Raw genomic sequence first — 17994 nt, forward strand, 5'->3', positions numbered from 1 at the left:
CATCACATGAAAGCATCAGAGATCAAAAAAATAGCCTATAATTGTCGTAAAGCGACATTTTTAATAGAAAAACAGCAACTTGCCCCGATTACGATCAGGGAGAAGCTGGAGTTGAAAATACACCTGGCAGGATGTTCCATCTGCCGCACCTTTATGCAGCAGAGTATAGCCATCAATAAAATGGTACATCACCTGTTTCAATCTTCAGTTCGTAAAGATCTGAAACTCGATGATCGTTTTAAAGAAGAAATGGAAGGGAGGATCAGGGAAAAGCTGGATAAAAACTAATAATTCTTGTTAAAAAGGTAGATTACTTACAAAAGATACTTGCTAAAAATGCCTTAATTTGTAATTTAATATCATGGAAGACCTTTCGCCTTTTTTAGAGAATATCAAACGTAAAATCAGCCTTTCGCCTGAAAACATAGCCTTGCTAACCACCGCATTTCAGGTGGTGAAGATCAAAAGAAAACAAATGATTATCCAGCCTGGCTTTGTTGCCAGGTACCGGATTTACGTACTGAAAGGGGCTTTTCATTCTTATGTGATAGATGATAAAGGAAACCAGCATACAATACAATTCGCAATCGACGACTGGTGGCTGTCTGATTATAACAGTTATGTTCATCAAACGCCGGCCACGCAGTTTGTAGAAGCCCTTGAAAACAGCATTGTATTACAAATCGATCATCAGGCCGAGCAGCAGCTTAAAGATACCAATTGGGAACTGGCCACATTATTCAGGCTGATGGCCGAGCATTCGGCAGCATACCTGGCACGGCGCATTGTATCCAATTTAACGCAAAGTGCCGAAGAACGCTATAATGATTTTGTGGTGCGGTATCCTAAAGTGGTGCAGCGTTTACCACAATACGCGCTGGCCTCTTATCTCAATATGACCCGTGAATTTCTGTCGAAGATCCGCAACGATAAAGTGCGGAAAAAGTGAACTGGTTCACCTGTTTTTCTTAAAATAGTTCATCGTTTCAAAAGTACCATTACCTGCAACTTTGTGGTATAAAATTTAATATTTATGTCACTAAAAATGAATGATAAAGTAGCCATTATTACCGGAGGTAGCAGTGGCATTGGTTTAGCCATCGCTAAACGTTTTGCACAAGAAGGTGCGCGTGTTGCCATTACCGGACGTAATCAAAAAACTATCGATCAGGCCATTGCGCAGATCGGGCCTAATGGACTGGGCATCCAGGGAGATGTTTCCAAACTCGACGACCTCACCCGTATCTATCAAACAGTAGCAGAACATTTTGGTAAGGTAGACACGCTGATCGTGAATGCAGGTGTTTATGTACTGGCACCATTGGCAGATTTCACAGAGGAACAATTTGACCAGGTGAGCGATATCAATTTCAAAGGTGCTTTCTTTTCGGTTCAAAAAGCGCTTCCGGTGTTAAAAGATGGTGCTTCGGTAGTACTGGTTTCTTCGACAGTAAATAACAAGGGCATTCCTAATCATGCAGCTTATTCGGCAACTAAGGCCGCTGTACGTTCACTGGCACGTAGTTTTTCTGCAGAATTGCTCGACAGAAAGATTCGTGTTAATGTTTTAACACCCGGACCTGTTGATACACCTGTGTTTGCTTCGGTTACCGATAGTGCAGAAGGGGCTGCAGCTATGAAAGAAGCCATGGGAAATTTCACACCGGTTAAACGAGTGGCTGAGCCGGAAGAATTGGCCGCTGCAGCACTTTACCTGGCTTCGGATGATTCAGCTTTTATGCTTGGTGCCGAATTATTGCTGGATGGTGGTTTAAGGGAACTTTAATAAGATTATCAGGTCTGACAATCATCAAGCTGGTTATTGAGCCTCTTTAAGTTCTTCTTAAAGAGGCTTTTGTTTAAAAATGAATGAAATTATTTTTACCAGCGAGATTTAAATTTCTCCAAAAGATTCCAGCTGATGGAAGAAAGGCACAAGAGATTTCCCCTTTACCGACAGGTAATATTCAACATGGAGCGGTTTTATGCTGATGATCTTCCTTTCAAGCAATCCGGCTTCTTCCAATTCGCGTAGCGCAGCAGAGAGCGACTGTTTATTGGCACCCGGGATATCGCGTAACAGGCTGCTAAACCTCAACGGGCCATTTAGCGAAAGGCGGAAAACCTCCGGTCTGAATTTTCCTGAAAGTAGTTTAAGCAGTGCCTGTGCTTTGCAGGTTTCGGTATTTTTATCACTGTTTTTGGTGGTCATGTTTTTTTGACTTATTGATGCAAAGGTTAATCTTTCGGAGATTTGCGCTAAAATAGAGATAAGATACATCATTCTCGGCCTGGCCATTGAAAATATTGCATTGATCACGCCCTGAGGTTAATTTTTTTAAAAGATGTGCAAATAAAAAAGCTTATGGACGCAAAAATCAATAATCCACTGTTATGTGATCCCATATCGGGAATCTGTGAAGTGCCGGCAATGAATTCTCCGGTAGATGGAGATTTAAAAACGGCTACGGAAAAAAAACTACGCATGCTTTATTTTACCGATCCGATCTGTTCATCCTGCTGGGGGATAGAAGCCCAGTTGAAAAAACTTAAACTCGAATATGGCCACGAGCTGGATATTGAATACAGGATGGGAGGGTTGCTACCGGACTGGAGTTATAACAGTGGCGGCATAAGCAAACCATCGGACGTGGCTCCGCATTGGGACGAGGTTAGCCCACATTACCAGATGCCTATAGATGGAGATGTATGGATCATTGATCCCCTGGATTCATCCTATCCGCCTTCAATTGCTTTTAAAGCGGCTGAGTTACAGGATATGAATAAGGCGAAAAGATTTTTCAGGATCATGTGTGAAATGGTTTTTCTCCGTAAAATCAACATCGCCAAATGGGAGAACATTGCCGCTGCAGCTGTGCTCGCGGGATTGGATGCAGACCGTATGAAAATAGATTTTAACGGCAGGGCAAAAGTACTTTTTGACGAAGATCTCGGGCTGGCAGTAAAGATGGGCGTAAGGGGATTTCCAACCATTTTTATTTTTAAGGATAACGTAAACACCGAAAAAATATATGGCTTTAAACCTTACAGCGATTATGAAGCCGCTATTAATCATATTGCACCCGAAATACCCAAAAAAGATTATGATAAAAGCTGGGAAGCATTATTTGCCGTTTTTCAGTCGTTAACCCTGAAGGAGTTTGCCGATCTTGCGCAAATTTCATTTTCTGCTGCGAAAGTCTTGTTGGATAATCTGGTAAACGAAGGTAAACTTTCGGTATTTGATACTAAAAACGGAAGCATCTGGTGGGTAAATGATGCGGATAATAATTGTTAGCCTAATAATGTAAAGTACATGGAGAAATCATGTTCAAAAAAGAGTTTTTTTGAACATGATCATTTCTAATTCATTTCCCTTGTACCGGCTTTGTAATACAGTTCGGCCAGGGCTTTCTGGTAGCCTGCTATCATGCTTTCCTGTTTAATTTTCATATCAATCAGTTTGGTTTCGCGGCTGTTGATTAAAAAGAGGGTACTTTCTCCTAACATAAATTTTTGGTTTTCGCCATTTACCAGGATCTGTTGATTTTCGATGCTTTTTGACTGCACCGCCAGCTGAGCAGAGTATGCTGAAACATCGTTGTACGAAGCGATAACATGATTTCTGATTTCCCTTCCAAACTGTTTGAGGTCGTAATTCAGCTCCTGCTGTTTAATTTTAACCTCCCTAAGCTTACCCCGTTCTGACCGGAGAAAAAGGGGGAACGCAAGTTCGATACCAAATTTATAATTGCTCCAGTTAAAATCGTAATAACCGGGTACATTGCTGTTCAATCCCGTCCGGTTCGAAATCAGGTTACCAATTACATTTAATTTAGGTTTTAAAAGCTCCTGCCGGTAACTTTTCTCAACGGCCAGCTGTTCGCCTTTACTTTTTAATTTTAAGAGCTCCGGATGTTGGGTAGTCGCTAAGCCCAAAAGGGTATCCAGTAACAGTGCTGGCGGACGGGTAATCTTCTGATCGATATTTTGCGGTAAAGCATCTGCAGGAAGCTCTAGGGGACTGCCCTGATCATTCCAAAGGTGATTGGAAAGCACCAGCCTGGCATTTTGTAATTCAATAGCAGTTTTTTCTTTTTGGATTATCCTTTCCTGTACCGTTATGTAAGCCTCCACAGAGTCGATGCCTGGTTTATCCCCGATTAAAGTTTGGGCACTCAGGGCTTTAAACCTGCTTTGCGCCAGATTTAAGCCATCATTAATCAGTTCGTTCTGTTTGTGGGCATAATACCAGTTCCAGTAATCTTTAACAATGCCATACCAAACCGCATTAATCTGTTTAAGCTGATCGGCCTCTGCATATTCGACCATTATTTTCGATTGCCTCAAAGTATTTCTCCTTGCATCAATAATCAGTCCCTGACCTAGAGGAATACTTAACCCGATTGCGGATAAGCCCTGCTCACCGGTACGGTTTTCGGGGTTAAGATAGGTTCCAGCATTACGGTCGTAACCCAGTTTAAGGTCTGCACCTGCAAGCCACAATGGAATTTTTAATTCACTGTTCCATTTGTTGTAATATTCTGTGCCGCCAAATAATTTTTTACTGAACCCGGCTTTTAATTCCGGATCAAAATAACCCAGAGATTGCAGTACTTTTGTTCGGGCTGATTCGCTTAATAGCTGAGTCTGTTTGATTACCGGATGATACCTGAAAACCATTAATTGCAGATCTTCAAGTGAGAAAATCTGATCATTGCCGGCAGTTTTTTTGCCGGTTGGCGGCTGTGCAAAACCAGTTTTGGCGAATAACAGTACCAAAACCAATAGGATTGATGTTTTTTTTAAAGCCATTTTCATTTTATAACCTCCATAGCTATTTTTTATCTTTCGTACCGGTTACAGGCTCCTTTTCCAAACTTGGCGGAAAACCGTTCAGCTGACGCCATATTTCATACCAGAGCGGTACCGATCGCAGAATAATACGCCCATAAACCCCCGAACCCTGTCTTAACTGAGGTGGCCAAGGTTCATCTTTTGTTGGAACCGGGTTGGTTTGGCTTACCAGAAGACGGTATTTTCCTCCTGTGCTGCTGGTACGGTCGATAGAAAATACCTTGCCCGCAAAGGTACCCACTGCTACCGATGGCCATCCCGAAAACTGTACCGAAGGCCAGCCTTCAAACTGCAGCCTTACATCGCTGGTATCCAGTATTAAAGGAACATCCATTGCACTTACATAGATTTCTGCGGCAACCATAGGCGATTTTGGCTGTAAGGTAGCCACCGATTCGCCTTCCTTAATGTTTTCGCCAATTCCTGCTTTCAGGGTTTTAACAATAAAGCCATTTTGGGGTGCCCTAACCACATATAAGCCACGCCTTACGTTGAGGTTTGAAATGTCGTTACGTAACTTGGCAATATCGCCCTGCGCACTGGCTTTGCCCGAAATAGCCGAACTCATATCCGACTGTGCTTTCGATATCGATTCCTCGTATTTTACCCTGATGTTGTCGAGTTCGATAGAGGCGTTTAATAAATTCTGCGCCGAATTGTTCAGTTTATTCCGCTGACTTATCACTTTGGCGTTGTCTTCCTGTAATTTAAGCCGCCGGGTTTCTATGTCAGTTAAAGAAAAAAGCCCGTTTTTATAACCCGTTTCATACCTTTCCAGCCTTACTTTTGTGGTTTCGTAGAATTTCTGTACTGCGAGCAAATCTGCACTATCAATACTCACGTAGTTTCTGGCCTGTAACACTTTATTCTCTGCCGCCTTTAGCTGGAAACGTAAACCTTCGTTAAGGGCTTTCATCTGTGCCTTAGTGGCATCAATTTTTTGTCCTGCTGCGGTTTCGCTGCCCCGTTTGGCATCAAGCTGTTCGTTAAGTCGCACGGGCAGTTCAGGGTCGAAGTAAGACTGGCTGGTTTCTGAAATAAGTAAAATGGTATCGCCCTTTTTTACTTCCTGTCCTTCGCGTACCGCCCAAAGTTCTATCCGGCCACCAATCTGGTTCTGTACCGTTTGCGGACGGTCTTCTGGCCGTAGTGCGGTTACTGTGCCCCGGCCGGGAATGGTTTGGCGGTAAGGAAGAAAAAGCAGCAGCACAAAAAAAGCCATAATAAACAAGAGTATTTTGCCTAATCTTTTTGGCCCTTTTGCGTCTATAATTTTGCTGTTGGCATGTACCGAAAGTGTTTCCCAGTTCTGTAGCTGCGCCAGGTTGTTATTTGTTTTACCCATGATTCAGATCTCCTTCCTCCAACTCCAGGTCGGTTACTACAGCCAGCTTTTCGCTTCCGGTTATCATATCAAATACCGTGTTTAAATTGGTCATCAGTTTCTCAATGGCGTAACTAATCTGTACGATAATTACCTCTGCAGCCACAAACTGACCAAAAGTCATCTGGCGTTCCACCACGAAATAAGAGCCTAATAACAATAAGGCACCCATCAGTATGGTGCGCATGGCCACCGCACTGATAAAAAACTTTCTCAAAATTCCGAAGTGATCGTTACGTGCCTGGATATAATTTGCCGTTATTTTATCGGTTCGCTCAATAATCTCTTTTCTTTTAACAGCACTCTGGCGGTAGCTATCCAGATCAGAAGCCACGTCTTCTAAATAGGCAACCACTTCATATTTATATCCTGATTCGTCAATACTGGTTTCAACGCCCCGGCGATAATATAAAACAAGAATTAAGATAATTACAATAAGTACAAAAGTTCCGAAAGCCATAAAAACAGGGTGATAAAACGAAAGCAGTATTACACTGAAAAAAATGAGTACAGCGGCCGCAATAATATCAACAAGCAGTTTGGTAAGTCCTTTTTGAATGGTGAGGATATCAAAAAAACGGTTAACCAGTTCCGTAGGATTTTCTCCCTCCAGTGCTTTCTTTTTAATCCTCGGCAGGCGGAAAGCAAACTCCAGGGCGGTTTTGGTGAAAATTTTCTGTTCAAGAAATTCGACCAGGGTAAGCTGGCCGATGAGCAATAAACCGCCCACTACAATACCGGCCAGAATTACGGCAATCAGGATATAGGTTGAGCTGTACATCGCCCCGTTGGATAACAGGTTAAATACGGCACTGGTTCCCAAAGGGAGCGATAAGCCGATTAAGCCAATCAGTATGGCGTAAACATAAATATAGTTGATGGTTTTGCGTTCGAGGTGAAGCATAAGCACCAGTCTTTGCCATGGCGAACGTGCGCCGGCAGCATGATGGTTTTTCATTTGATATCTTAATTTCAGGTGTTAATTATCAGCTGCTATGGAGCAATAATTAATGTGTGGATAAACGTGTGCATCATATTCCCATTAACATCATAATATGCTTTAAGGGATTTTGATTAAAGGTGGCTAAGAAATCAGGTCGGGAGGAGGTGTAGGGACGTTTTTTGCCGGAAAATTGCCTACGCTGGGCTGATAGTCATATTGATTTACCAAGGGGCAGTTAGCCGGCTGTGAATTGAGGCATGCCATTACCGAAGATTCGTATAAGAGCAGTTTTTTCTTTAATTTTTCAAAAGATTCTTCCTCTTTCGTTTTGTTTTCCTCACTGCTTTTTTCGATGGCATAAGTATTGTCTGACGATAAAAATATAGCTACCGAGAAAGCAAAGAATTTTGTAACCAGCAGACTTAACACCAGTAAGCTAAAAATGTTCCTTAATAAGTTTTTTCTCAGGTAATTCATCATCCGTAGCACAAATATATGTCGGAAGAATAAGGATTAAACTATACAGAAGCCAGTTTCTGGGGCTTTTTTAAAACCCTGACACAAATGTTATACTAGTATTAAAACGGGATTAGAAAAGGGGAGGATAATTACTGGAAGTTGGTACTCCATCTAAATTATCGTTATTTCGGGGAACAATTATTTAATGAAAATAGAAATTATTGGCAGAGGATTTAATGCGTCTACACTCAAAAAATAAAATCATTTCGAGCGGAGTGCAACGCAGTCGAGATAGATCTCTCCGCTCTACTTTTTTGGTAGCTAAGGGGAGAAATCTATACGTTAGATCTCTCCACTCCGCTATGCTTCGATCGAAGACGGGTTTTTCTGAAAATTTATTACGTAATGTTATAAACCCTCACATAATCTACACTCATGCTTGTAGGTAGAGCAGCGTCGTTAATCGTTTGTCCGGCGAGGTTTCCACCCATGGCCATATTAAGGATAATGAAAAACTGTTTATGAAATTCGTCGGTGCCGTTAATGTTATTGGTTGTATTGGCTGTTGCATATAAATTGCCGTCTACATACCATCTTATCCCCAACGAAGTCCATTCTACCGCATAAACATGGTAATTTCCGGGCGTTGTATTGGTATTGTTGCTATAATATACATAACCGTTATTATCCCAATGAATGGTGCCCAAAACAGAATTACTGGTATTTACATGCTCCATAATGTCGATTTCGCCGCATTTTGGCCATCCAACGGTTCCTATATTGCTGCCCAGCATCCAGAATGCCGGCCAGGTGCCCTGTACCATGGGTAGTTTCATGCGGGCCTCTATCCGACCATACTTTATGGAGAATTTTCCATTGGTATTGATCCTGCCTGATGTGTATGGTTGGCCGCCAACCGTTTGTTTCCGTGCGGTGATAATCAGGTTGCCTCCGCTAACGCTTACATTACTGGATTGATAGTACTGTTTTTCATTGTTTACACCCAGGTTTCCGTTTTCGTAATTCCATTTGGAGGTATTTAAGCTGGTTCCGTCAAATTCATCCTGCCATACCAGTGTTAAGGCCCTTGGGGTTGCGGTTTCATCTGCTGGAACAGATGTTTCCTGTTTTTCAGTTTTTTTACAGGCCGAAACCAGTACAGTAAACAGCAGCATTGTGCCAGCCATTTTTTTCAAATGATTAGGTAGTTTTCTCATAATTTGGTTAATAAATGATTAGGGGTTTGATATTTGGTTAAAAATTTTCCGATTTGGGATGATTATTAATGTACTTAAAATTGATTTTGAAATAGTAATGGCTCAAAAGAAACGGTTAGTATTTCGCTTAACGTATGTTTTTAATGACTTGTAAGTATTTTTTATTTTTTAATAAAGTTTATTTATTAATGTTTTATGAATACTAATAAGTCAGATTAGCTTAACGTTAGATTTATGACTTAGTTTTAAAACTACAATATATAGAATTAAAACTACAAATCAAAATTTCTCATCATTTTTATGGTGTAAATACGATTTGGAAGCGAAAACATTCTGCCAATATCTGTATTGAGCCATGATTAAGTAAATAATACCATTAATAAGTTGATTGATACAATAAAGTATCCCCGTTTCGTTTTTACCTTTGGTAAACGATTTTTTTTATGGAAAACAGCACCAATAATCGATATTCAGATTTAAAACTTAGTAAAGAACAACATCATGTATCGCAATGGAGCGGCTTTATCCATTCCAAATGCCCCAGGTGTAGGATGGGTTCGGTTTTTACCGGCGCCGTTTACGGATTGAAAATCCAGAAAATGAATGAAGTGTGCAGTGTATGTGCATTAAAATTTGAGCGTGAGCCCGGTTATTTCTACGTATCGATGTTTGTGAGTTATGCCATGAATGTGGCCGAAATTATTTCCATCAGTGTTGGCGCTTACATTTTAGGATTAGATATTGTATACGAAAACCTTTGGTATTTTGTATTGGCCATTTTTGCCGGTGTTGCGTTACTTTCGCCGTTTAACTACAGGTATTCGAGGATGGTGTTGCTTTACTGGCTATCACCGGGTTTGCATTACGATCCATCACGCATTGTAGAAAATAATACTAAAATCGGCTGATCGGTTGGTGCAACTTGCTTAAATGAGTAGATTCGCAGATAAATTTGCGAATGAAAGAACTCATACCCATTTTAGATTCCTGCACCCTTACCGATAACAAAAAGGCCGATATCCTCGTCGATCGGTTGCAGCACTATTTGGATAAACACCAGAATCTGGTATTTCCGCACCGGCATAAATTCTATCATTTTTTGTTTTTTACTGCCGGTTCAGGCAGTCATTCTATTGATTTTAATACTTATAAAATAGTTCCGGGGCAGATTTATTTTATGTCGCCGGGGCAGGTGCATACCTGGGAGTTTAATGAAGATACCGATGGTTATATCGTAAATTTTGAAAAGGATTTTTTTCAGTCTTTTTTACTCAAACCCGATTACCTCGAAAATTTCTCTTTTTTCACGGGGGTTGATCAAGCCAATGTGAAAAACCTGTCGCCCGATATGAAGAACGAGGTTGAGCAAATCTGTAAACGCCTGTACGCACAGGTTAATAACCCTACCGGGCATAATGCCGATTTTCAAAAAGTATTACTTTTATCCCTTTTGATGCTGGTAGAAGAGCATAGGCCTGTTGTTCAATCGCCAGCCTTCCAAACACACAACATGGTGGTGCTGCGCAATTTTCAGAACCTGGTAGAGGAACACTATCTCTTGAAACGACTTCCTAAAGAGTACGCAGAGATGCTCCATCTTACACCCAACCATTTAAATGCCATCTGTAAAGAACTGATAGGAACGCAGGCTGGAGAAGTAATCAGGGAGCGTATTTTGCTCGAGGCCAAACGCCTTTTGGTAAGTGGAGAGGTAAATATTTCGCAGATTGCAAACGAGCTTAACTTTAATGATAATTCGTACTTCACTAAATTCTTTAAAAAGTATACCGGTTTAACACCAGATCAGTTTAAAAAAGAGCATTTGGCTTAATCAGTTTTTGATCTGCACATTCGCTATATTTACATCATGATATTCCCTGAAAGTGATAGAGGTATTTAAAACATATTTAAAGGAAAAAGGCAGTTTCAGTGATGTGGAACTAAAGCAGATTGAATCAGTAACCACCATAAAGAAACTCCGCAAAAGGCAATACCTGCTTCAGGAAGGCGATGTTTGGAAATACAATGCTTTTATTACCAAAGGTTGTGTACGCACCTATACTGTTGATGAAAAAGGTAATGAGCACATCCTTAATTTCGCTGTAGAAAACTGGTGGACCGGCGATCGCGAAAGCCTGTTTTCGGGAAAACCATCTGTATATAATATTGATGCCCTCGAAGATTCACAAGTAGCACTTATAACCAAAGAAAACTTTAACCTCCTTTGCAAAGAAATTCCTGCCTTTAACAATATGGTTACCCTGATTCTGGAAAAGAGTTTCATTGTTTCCCAAAGCCGGATACAGAGTTTTATCAGTTCTAGCGCTGAAGAAAAATACCTTAAATTCCTTGAAACATTTCCTCACCTTCCCATGCGTGTACCTCAGGGGATGATTGCTTCTTACCTGGGCATTACTGCCGAAACCCTTAGCAGGATCCGTAAAAACGCCCTCAAAAAGTAGTTTTAATGGATTTTCGTATCTCGAACAAAATTCTCCCATAAGGTCATATCGGCCGTAGCGGAGAGATTTATCTTGAGAAGAACTTAAATGCATTTCCTCCCGCGGTACGTTACCCTGAACTCGATTCAGGGGCTTTCATATAGGGGGCTGCTTCAATAGATCTCTCCGTTCCGCTGTGCTTCAGTCGAGATGACGCCCGGCATGTAGCGTCATTTCCGCGTTTACTCTCGCGGTCCGTACCCCTGAACTCGATTCAGGATCTTTCATGCAAAGGGAAATCTGCTTCGATTGATCTCTCGGCTCCACTGTGTTCCCGTCGAGAAGAATTACGCAGCCCGTCATCTCGACCGTAGCGGAGAGATCTATCTTGAGAAGAACTTAAATACATTTCCTCCCGCGATCCGTCACCCTGAACTTGATTCAGGGTCTTTCATGCAAAGGGAAATCTGTTCCGATAGATCTCTCCACTCCACTGCGTTGCGGTCGAGATGACGCCTCACATTTGGTAATCACCTCATTTCCTCCCGCGGTCCGTCACCCTGAACTCGATTCAGGGTCTTTCATGTAGGGGTTGCTTCGATAGATCTCTCCACTCCACTGCGTTGCGGTCGAGATGACGCCAGGCGTGTAACGTCATTTCCGCGTTTACTCTCGCGGTCGGTCACCCTGAACTCGATTCAGGGTCTTTCATATAGGGGGCTGCTTCGATAGATCTCTCCGTTCCGCTGTGCTTCAGTCGGGATGAGGCCCGTATTTTGAAGCCTGTTAATAAGTAACGAACCTTACTTAGCCAGTTTCTCTTGATAAATATCAATGGAATTTCTTGTTTTTGATCAATGCACAGCAAATAAACTTGCCGCAACTTTGAGGTATTCAAAAACAAAAAATATCATGTCAAAAATAATTTTTATCACAGGAACAAGCACAGGCTTCGGTAAATTAACCACCATTACACTCGCAAAAGCAGGTTACACCGTAATTGCGGGGATGCGTGGCATAAAAGGCAAAAATGCAGAGGTAGCCGCAGAACTTTCGGCATTAGATAATGTAGATGTTGTCGAAATCGACATTACCAGCGATGTTTCCGTAAAAGAAGCATTTGCCCACGTACTCCATAAATATGGAAAAGTGGATGTATTGGTTAATAATGCAGCAATGAGTGGCTTTGGTTTACTTGAAGCTTATAGCATCGATCAAATCAAACAAATGTTTGAAGTGAACTTTTATGGGGTAATCAGGACTTATCAGGCTGTGCTCCCTTCAATGAGGGCACATCAAAATGGTCTGATCATCAACATTACTTCAGGAGCCAGCGGTCATACTTTACCTTTTATGGTACCTTACCTGGCATCTAAATTTGGTGTAGAGAGCATTACTGAAGGACTACAGGATGAGCTTGCCGATTACCATATTGAAAATGTAAGTATCCAGCCAGGCGTTTATCCTACTGAAATGAATACAGGAGAAAAAACAGGTATTAATTCAGACAAACCAGAAATTACAGCCGAATATGGCGATGCCGCTACAGCAAAATTTAATGCCATAGGAGCAGGATTATTTGGTAAAATGGCCGAGTTTAACATGAATCCCCAAACCATTGCCGACGGTGTTTTAAAATTGATAGAAATGAAAGCCGGCAGTCGTCCACTCCGTTTCCCACTGGATGCCATTGCACAGGGAACGGATCAGGAATTTATTGATGCAAGAGCTGCTATTAAAGCAAAATGGCTGGAGAAATATACCGCTTAAAAGATAGAGCTGAAAATCTCTGTTTAAAAGCAAACCGATCTGAAAATCCGCTAGAAATTAAACTTAGCGGATTTTTATGTTTATAAAAATAATTGATTTTTGTACTTTTATAATATGAAAATTGTAGAGCTGGATACCTTTTATAAACACTTTCCCGAAAAGGATAGGGAGGAAGCGCCAGCACATGTCGGTAATTTCAATATCTTTAAAATCGAGGATATCCTTACGCCGCGTGGAAGCAAACTTTCTTATTCCCGCAGGGTATTCTATAAAATAAGTTTGGTGGTTGGTCATAGCAAAATCCATTATGCCGATCAGTGTATCGAGGTGAAGGATAGTGTGCTTGTTTTTACCAATCCAATGGTGCCTTATTTTTGGGAACGGATTAGCGATGAACAATCTGGTATTCTCTGTGTATTTACCGAAGATTTTTTCAACAGGTTCGAAAATCTCAAAGATTATCCTGTATTTCAGGATGCTGCAAATGCAATTATTCCTGTAAACGAAACCGAAGCAACATATTTTATTGCGCTTTTCGAGAAAATGATTGCTGAATTAAAAGGTGATTATACTTTTAAATATGACCTGCTCCGTAATCAGTTGACCGAACTCATCCACAGTGCGCAAAAGTTGAAACCAGCAGTTGGAGAACCACATAACAGCAGCAATGCAGCCAACCGGACGACACATCTTTTCAAAGAATTGCTCGAACGTCAGTTTCCAATCGATTTTAGCAGTCAGGTAATGCAGTTACGATCAGCTGCCGATTTTGCCGGTCAGCTCAACCTGCATGTAAACCACCTCAATAAGTGTGTGCGGGAGATTACCGGAAGAACAACTTCACAATTGATTTCGGAACGTATACTGCAGGAAGCGAAGATATTATTAAAGAGTACAGACTGGAATATTGCCGAAATTGCGTGGAGCCTGGCCTTTAAAGAACCCAATCATTTCTCTGCCTTTTTTAAATCACACAGCGGATTAAGTCCTGCAAAATTCAGGTTAGCGCAAAATGATTGATTTTTGTATGTATCGATTTCTTTTTCGTATTTCTACTGAATCTTAATTGCAGAAATTTGTCCCATTAATTTATAATACCATGTGGACAAATAAAAACATCAACAATCAAGGCGGCCGTACCTTTCTGGTTACCGGCGCCAATTCGGGAATAGGATACGAAACGACCAAAGCATTATATCGGGCAGGTGCACAAGTAATTATGGCCTGCAGGGATCTCGACAGGGCAGAAGAAGCAGCTAAAAGAATAAAGCTTGAGCAGGGAACAGGTAGCCTCGAAATAGCATTGCTTAACCTTTCCAATCTTGGCGATATCAAAGATTTTGCAGATCAGATCATCAAAAAACATAAAAAAATCGATGTATTAATCAATAACGCCGGGGTAATGATCCCGCCTGCCTCTAAAACCGACGACGGTTTTGAACTTCAGTTTGGTGTTAACTTTATCGGTCATTATGCGCTTACCGGTTATCTTTATCCGCTTCTAAAACAAACGCCTCATTCACGGATTGTTACCGTAAGCAGTATGGCTTACCTTCATGGAAAAATTGATTTTGATAATTTTAAATCGGAACGTGATTATGAACCAATGCGTGAGTATGCCCAAAGTAAACTGGCCAATATCTTGTTTTCTTTAGAACTTCAGCGCCGTATCGAAGCTGCCGGTGATACTGTGGTTTCGATTGCTGCACAACCCGGTGCTAATAAAACCGAACTATCAAGGCACATGTCTGATGCAGATTACCAGGCTGCGGTTAACCGCATAGGAGAACTAATGGAGCCATGGCAGGGCGCTTTACCCTCTCTTTATGCAGCGGTTGCCACTGAAGCCATTCCGGGTAAACTATATGGCCCTGATCAGGATGGTGGTTACCGGGGTTATCCAGCCGAATCGGCTGTTACACCCAATGGAACTGATGAAACAGTAGCAAAACAATTGTGGGATTATGCCGCGGAGGTAACTGGGGTGGAATATCCATAAAAAAATCGTCATCTCGAACGAAGTGCAACGTAGTTGAGAGATCTATCTTAAAAAATAGTTTTCTTAACACTCCAGTATCTGTTTAATCTGCGTTTTTTATCTTTTTAATCTGCGGGAAAATTTGAAGGCATATAGCATATTTTGTTTCCCGCAGATAGCGCAGAAAAGGCTGCAGATTTATTAAGATGGGGCAGGCATTCCACTGCGTTCCAGTCGAGATGACGAAACTTGACCCAAAACGGCAACTATAGCTTAATAATATTAAGTATTTTTTACTTTTTTTAGTAAGATGCTCAGACGGCTTGCTTTTTTAATTTAAATTATAGTTATATTGAATTGGTTGCCAACCAGTTCAAAATAAAGTATTTACAAAATTTAATTAACAAACTCATCATGGACAAACCAAACCAAACCAAAATCCAATTATTGCATCCTGATTTAAGGGAGCTGGCAATAAGCACCTTTTCTCAGGCGGAAGCTAAATTAACAGGAAGAGCCAAACCGCGGGTAACTGCAACACTCAGAACGTTTAAGGAGCAACAGGATTTGTATAATCTTGGCCGAACGGTAGTTAATCCCGATGGCAGATCAAACAGTAAGCCTATGGGTAATATTGTTACTAATGCAAAAGCTGGTCAATCGATACATAATTACGGATTGGCACTCGATTTCGTGCTGATTATTGATGGAAAGGATACATCATGGAATATGGTGAAAGATTACGATCAGGATGGGCTTAGCGATTGGATGGAGGTAGTTAATATTTTTAAGGCTAATGGCTGGTAATGGGGCGGCGATTGGGTAAGCTTTAAAGATGGTCCGCATCTTCAGTACGATTATGGCTATACCTGGCAGCAACTGCAGGCAAAAATGATTGCTGGCGAACAAAAGAACGGTTATGTAATTTTAGACAGGGAGCCGGTAATTGTACCAAACCTCTATCGAACAACAACAGCTTTAAATTTCAGGACCGGGCCATCTGTTGCATCAGAAAAGATAAAAAAGATTCCCGTAATTTTAAAAGGTGAACATGTTGCCGAAATCTCCCGCGATGGCGAGTGGAGCCTGGTAAGCTACGAAGATATACAGGGTTATGTTAACAATAAATACCTTTCGAAGTAAGTTAATGGCTTATCGGTTAAAGAGTTTTAACTACAGATGTACACAGTTTTCCTAATGAGGCTATCTCATAAAAACCTAATTTCTCAATAAATTTGTCACGTTGAGCCTGTCGAAACGCCATAAATAATGTTATTGGCAGGTCCTTCGACAAGCTCAGGATGATAATTTATATTTATGATACAGCCTCGTTTTAATTTTTATACATTATATTCTTGACGCATTTATAGCTTACTAACCATATAAGTAATATAAGATCATTTAAGCTTTTCTGTGAATCTGTCGCAAAAAAATAGTTCCTGTTTTTACCACCGGGTAAATAGAGGAGATGCACAGAGATTCACAGAGAATAATCTTTCCGTGTTTTCAGTGAATCTGTGGCAAAAAACTAAGAAGTTTACCAACTTTGACTAGTGAGCATGTCAGATGGTAACATCTGACATCACAAGAGCTCCACTAATGATAGGCTCACTAACCATTATTAAACCCATAATTTTCTTTTATACCGCAATATTATTCGATAATTTATATTCAGAAGGGGTAATCCCTGTTTGTTTCTTAAAATATTTGCCAAAAAACGACGAATTGCTGAAATGTAGCGCTATTGCTACTTCAGAAATATTCATCACATGGCTGGTTAACAATAGTTTTGCTTCCCTGATCACCATTTCATCGATAATTTCTCCGGCAGTTCTGTCTGTAACCTGTTTTACCACCTGCGATAAATGCCTGGGTGTAATGCGCAGGCAATTGGCATAATAAATTACCCGTTTTTCTTTTTTAAAGTTTTCCGAAACCAGTGCCAAAAAGCGGTTGGTGAGCTCCGAACGGCTGTTATGGGCAATCGGAACAGAATCTTTTTGTTTGTTTTTCAGCAGAAAAATATCGTAAAGCAACTCTAAAAAACTATTGTGCACGATGTTTTTAATGTGCGGTGTATCTTTAGAAACATTCAGTTTTTTGTGGAGGGCCAGCATATCGTAATAGATAAAGGTGTAGTCCTCTTTTGATAGCGAAAATTTATGGGATTGAATATCCTTCGCCATGCGATAGGTTTCGCCACTGCTAAAAAATACGCCCTTATTTTTCAGGTAACTTTTGTTAAAATGGATGCTGATAAAAGAAACACTGCTGTTATCTGTAATTTCGTAAATCGAATGTGGCAAAACCAGTAAGATATCCCTTTGGTTAATCACGTGATCAACAAAATTTATCCTGATATTCAGTTTTCCCTTGGTGATTAAAATCAAGGCATAACTCGACATGCGGAAAGGCTCCGAACCGCAATAACCCGGATCGTTGCTATTGTGGATTTTCGCCATCAAACCATCATTTTGCGAAAGCGCCTCTTCGTGGTTTTTTTCTGAAAAACTTTTATTAAGTAAAGTCTGTTGCATAAAATCGTTCAGCGTTTTTTAATAATTCCTTAACAGACCAGATCATCTTTTACGCACCAATTCCAGCCATCTTTTTTCAGATGGATTTTGCCCTTTATCTGTCGGATTTTTGTAGTGGCAAATGTAGTGTTCGCGGTGATTTTTGCAAGCTAAATTTTTTAAAATGACTAATCTCTGATTGATTTTGATGTTTTTGATTAATAAATTAGTGTCTTGTATTTGGTTTAAAAACAGCTATTTATGTGATTTTTAGTGCGTTTTACGTTGTTTTTAACTTTTTTACTATTTTATAATAAAAGTCAGATTGTCAATTGGTCAATTCATCTGAATGTCACAATTTGCCGATCCTACTTTTTGACCAATATATCCCACATTTGAACCTTTTTTAGGCTTCAATTCCGCGTTAAA

Annotated in this window: 19 protein-coding genes; 12 read left to right on the forward strand and 7 right to left on the reverse strand. The window is 40.6% G+C overall.

From position 1 onward, the window contains the following. Positions 1-6 precede the first annotated feature (6 nt). The 3 genes from DRW42_RS07415 (at position 7) to DRW42_RS07425 (ending at position 1786) form a co-directional block, all read left to right on the forward strand. On the forward strand, positions 7-288 hold the full coding sequence (locus tag DRW42_RS07415) for a hypothetical protein (protein ID WP_113948196.1): 282 nt from the start codon (positions 7-9) through the stop codon (positions 286-288). Between the two features lie 73 nt (positions 289-361). Continuing rightward, a complete protein-coding gene (locus DRW42_RS07420; protein WP_113948197.1) occupies positions 362-949 on the forward strand; it encodes a Crp/Fnr family transcriptional regulator in 588 nt (195 codons plus the stop codon). A gap of 96 nt (positions 950-1045) precedes the next feature. Beyond that, entirely contained in the window at positions 1046-1786 is a 741-nt protein-coding gene (locus DRW42_RS07425; protein ID WP_208643521.1) for a glucose 1-dehydrogenase, read from the forward strand. A gap of 108 nt (positions 1787-1894) precedes the next feature. Here the strand turns inward: DRW42_RS07425 and DRW42_RS07430 are convergent, their stop codons facing one another. Beyond that, positions 1895-2212, reverse strand: coding sequence for a winged helix-turn-helix transcriptional regulator (locus DRW42_RS07430; RefSeq protein WP_113948199.1), 318 nt, complete (start codon positions 2210-2212; stop codon positions 1895-1897). 153 nt (positions 2213-2365) lie between these two features. Between DRW42_RS07430 and DRW42_RS07435 the strand changes: the two genes are divergently transcribed. Beyond that, complete coding sequence (locus DRW42_RS07435) at positions 2366-3298, forward strand: DsbA family protein (RefSeq protein WP_113948200.1); 933 nt, start codon at positions 2366-2368, stop codon at positions 3296-3298. Positions 3299-3363: 65 nt separating this feature from the next. On the opposite strand, the gene DRW42_RS07440 is transcribed toward DRW42_RS07435, so the two are convergent. The 5 genes from DRW42_RS07440 to DRW42_RS07460 form a co-directional block, all read right to left on the reverse strand. After that, positions 3364-4815: a TolC family protein gene (locus DRW42_RS07440; RefSeq protein WP_113948319.1), complete on the reverse strand. Its 1452-nt coding sequence runs from the start codon at positions 4813-4815 to the stop codon at positions 3364-3366. 22 nt (positions 4816-4837) lie between these two features. Continuing rightward, entirely contained in the window at positions 4838-6202 is a 1365-nt protein-coding gene (locus DRW42_RS07445) for an HlyD family secretion protein (protein WP_113948201.1), read from the reverse strand. Then, entirely contained in the window at positions 6195-7199 is a 1005-nt protein-coding gene (locus tag DRW42_RS07450) for an ABC transporter transmembrane domain-containing protein (protein ID WP_113948202.1), read from the reverse strand. Before DRW42_RS07450 ends, DRW42_RS07445 begins: the two co-directional genes overlap by 8 nt. A 126-nt stretch (positions 7200-7325) precedes the next feature. Next, positions 7326-7664, reverse strand: a complete 339-nt coding sequence (locus DRW42_RS07455; RefSeq protein WP_147243692.1) for a hypothetical protein — start codon at positions 7662-7664, stop codon at positions 7326-7328. Between the two features lie 377 nt (positions 7665-8041). Then, positions 8042-8860 (reverse strand): glycoside hydrolase family 16 protein, encoded by an 819-nt coding sequence (locus DRW42_RS07460; protein ID WP_113948204.1) that lies wholly within the window; start codon positions 8858-8860, stop codon positions 8042-8044. Positions 8861-9303: 443 nt separating this feature from the next. Here DRW42_RS07460 and DRW42_RS07465 point away from each other — a divergent pair, with 443 nt between their 5' ends. The 8 genes from DRW42_RS07465 to DRW42_RS29060 all read left to right on the forward strand — a co-directional run bounded on the left by DRW42_RS07465 (position 9304) and on the right by DRW42_RS29060 (position 16192). Beyond that, positions 9304-9768: a DUF983 domain-containing protein gene (locus DRW42_RS07465; protein ID WP_113948205.1), complete on the forward strand. Its 465-nt coding sequence runs from the start codon at positions 9304-9306 to the stop codon at positions 9766-9768. Positions 9769-9818: 50 nt separating this feature from the next. After that, the gene (locus DRW42_RS07470) at positions 9819-10691 is read left to right on the forward strand and encodes an AraC family transcriptional regulator (RefSeq protein ID WP_113948206.1); all 873 of its coding nucleotides are present in this window, start codon (positions 9819-9821) and stop codon (positions 10689-10691) included. Positions 10692-10743: 52 nt separating this feature from the next. Next, entirely contained in the window at positions 10744-11322 is a 579-nt protein-coding gene (locus DRW42_RS07475) for a Crp/Fnr family transcriptional regulator (protein ID WP_113948207.1), read from the forward strand. 891 nt (positions 11323-12213) lie between these two features. Beyond that, entirely contained in the window at positions 12214-13071 is an 858-nt protein-coding gene (locus DRW42_RS07480) for an SDR family oxidoreductase (protein WP_113948320.1), read from the forward strand. Between the two features lie 114 nt (positions 13072-13185). Further along, positions 13186-14091: a helix-turn-helix domain-containing protein gene (locus tag DRW42_RS07485; RefSeq protein ID WP_113948208.1), complete on the forward strand. Its 906-nt coding sequence runs from the start codon at positions 13186-13188 to the stop codon at positions 14089-14091. A 79-nt stretch (positions 14092-14170) separates the two neighbouring features. Further along, entirely contained in the window at positions 14171-15070 is a 900-nt protein-coding gene (locus DRW42_RS07490; RefSeq protein WP_113948209.1) for an oxidoreductase, read from the forward strand. 393 nt (positions 15071-15463) lie between these two features. After that, on the forward strand, positions 15464-15856 hold the full coding sequence (locus DRW42_RS07495; protein ID WP_208643523.1) for a M15 family metallopeptidase: 393 nt from the start codon (positions 15464-15466) through the stop codon (positions 15854-15856). 84 nt (positions 15857-15940) lie between these two features. Continuing rightward, positions 15941-16192, forward strand: coding sequence for an SH3 domain-containing protein (locus tag DRW42_RS29060; RefSeq protein WP_208643524.1), 252 nt, complete (start codon positions 15941-15943; stop codon positions 16190-16192). Between the two features lie 497 nt (positions 16193-16689). Here DRW42_RS29060 and DRW42_RS07500 read toward each other — a convergent pair whose 3' ends face one another. Beyond that, entirely contained in the window at positions 16690-17586 is an 897-nt protein-coding gene (locus DRW42_RS07500; RefSeq protein ID WP_113948210.1) for an AraC family transcriptional regulator, read from the reverse strand. Positions 17587-17994 lie beyond the last annotated feature (408 nt).

It is taken from the genome of Pedobacter miscanthi, assembly GCF_003315595.1.
GTDB lineage: Bacteria > Bacteroidota > Bacteroidia > Sphingobacteriales > Sphingobacteriaceae > Pedobacter > Pedobacter miscanthi.

Excerpts from the sequence above, each read along its gene's own strand:
- DRW42_RS29060 (WP_208643524.1), top strand. The coding sequence starts at position 15,941 with ATGATTGCTGGCGAACAAAAGAACGGTTATGTAATTTTAGACAGGGAG.
- DRW42_RS07470 (WP_113948206.1), top strand. The coding sequence starts at position 9,819 with ATGAAAGAACTCATACCCATTTTAGATTCCTGCACCCTTACCGATAAC.
- DRW42_RS07425 (WP_208643521.1), top strand. The coding sequence starts at position 1,046 with ATGAATGATAAAGTAGCCATTATTACCGGAGGTAGCAGTGGCATTGGT.
- DRW42_RS07440 (WP_113948319.1), bottom strand. The coding sequence starts at position 4,815 with ATGGCTTTAAAAAAAACATCAATCCTATTGGTTTTGGTACTGTTATTC.
- DRW42_RS07500 (WP_113948210.1), bottom strand. The coding sequence starts at position 17,586 with ATGCAACAGACTTTACTTAATAAAAGTTTTTCAGAAAAAAACCACGAA.
- DRW42_RS07460 (WP_113948204.1), bottom strand. The coding sequence starts at position 8,860 with ATGAGAAAACTACCTAATCATTTGAAAAAAATGGCTGGCACAATGCTG.
- DRW42_RS07445 (WP_113948201.1), bottom strand. The coding sequence starts at position 6,202 with ATGGGTAAAACAAATAACAACCTGGCGCAGCTACAGAACTGGGAAACA.
- DRW42_RS07435 (WP_113948200.1), top strand. The coding sequence starts at position 2,366 with ATGGACGCAAAAATCAATAATCCACTGTTATGTGATCCCATATCGGGA.
- DRW42_RS07495 (WP_208643523.1), top strand. The coding sequence starts at position 15,464 with ATGGACAAACCAAACCAAACCAAAATCCAATTATTGCATCCTGATTTA.
- DRW42_RS07465 (WP_113948205.1), top strand. The coding sequence starts at position 9,304 with ATGGAAAACAGCACCAATAATCGATATTCAGATTTAAAACTTAGTAAA.
- DRW42_RS07415 (WP_113948196.1), top strand. The coding sequence starts at position 7 with ATGAAAGCATCAGAGATCAAAAAAATAGCCTATAATTGTCGTAAAGCG.
- DRW42_RS07485 (WP_113948208.1), top strand. The coding sequence starts at position 13,186 with ATGAAAATTGTAGAGCTGGATACCTTTTATAAACACTTTCCCGAAAAG.
- DRW42_RS07430 (WP_113948199.1), bottom strand. The coding sequence starts at position 2,212 with ATGACCACCAAAAACAGTGATAAAAATACCGAAACCTGCAAAGCACAG.
- DRW42_RS07490 (WP_113948209.1), top strand. The coding sequence starts at position 14,171 with ATGTGGACAAATAAAAACATCAACAATCAAGGCGGCCGTACCTTTCTG.
- DRW42_RS07420 (WP_113948197.1), top strand. The coding sequence starts at position 362 with ATGGAAGACCTTTCGCCTTTTTTAGAGAATATCAAACGTAAAATCAGC.
- DRW42_RS07480 (WP_113948320.1), top strand. The coding sequence starts at position 12,214 with ATGTCAAAAATAATTTTTATCACAGGAACAAGCACAGGCTTCGGTAAA.
- DRW42_RS07455 (WP_147243692.1), bottom strand. The coding sequence starts at position 7,664 with ATGATGAATTACCTGAGAAAAAACTTATTAAGGAACATTTTTAGCTTA.
- DRW42_RS07450 (WP_113948202.1), bottom strand. The coding sequence starts at position 7,199 with ATGAAAAACCATCATGCTGCCGGCGCACGTTCGCCATGGCAAAGACTG.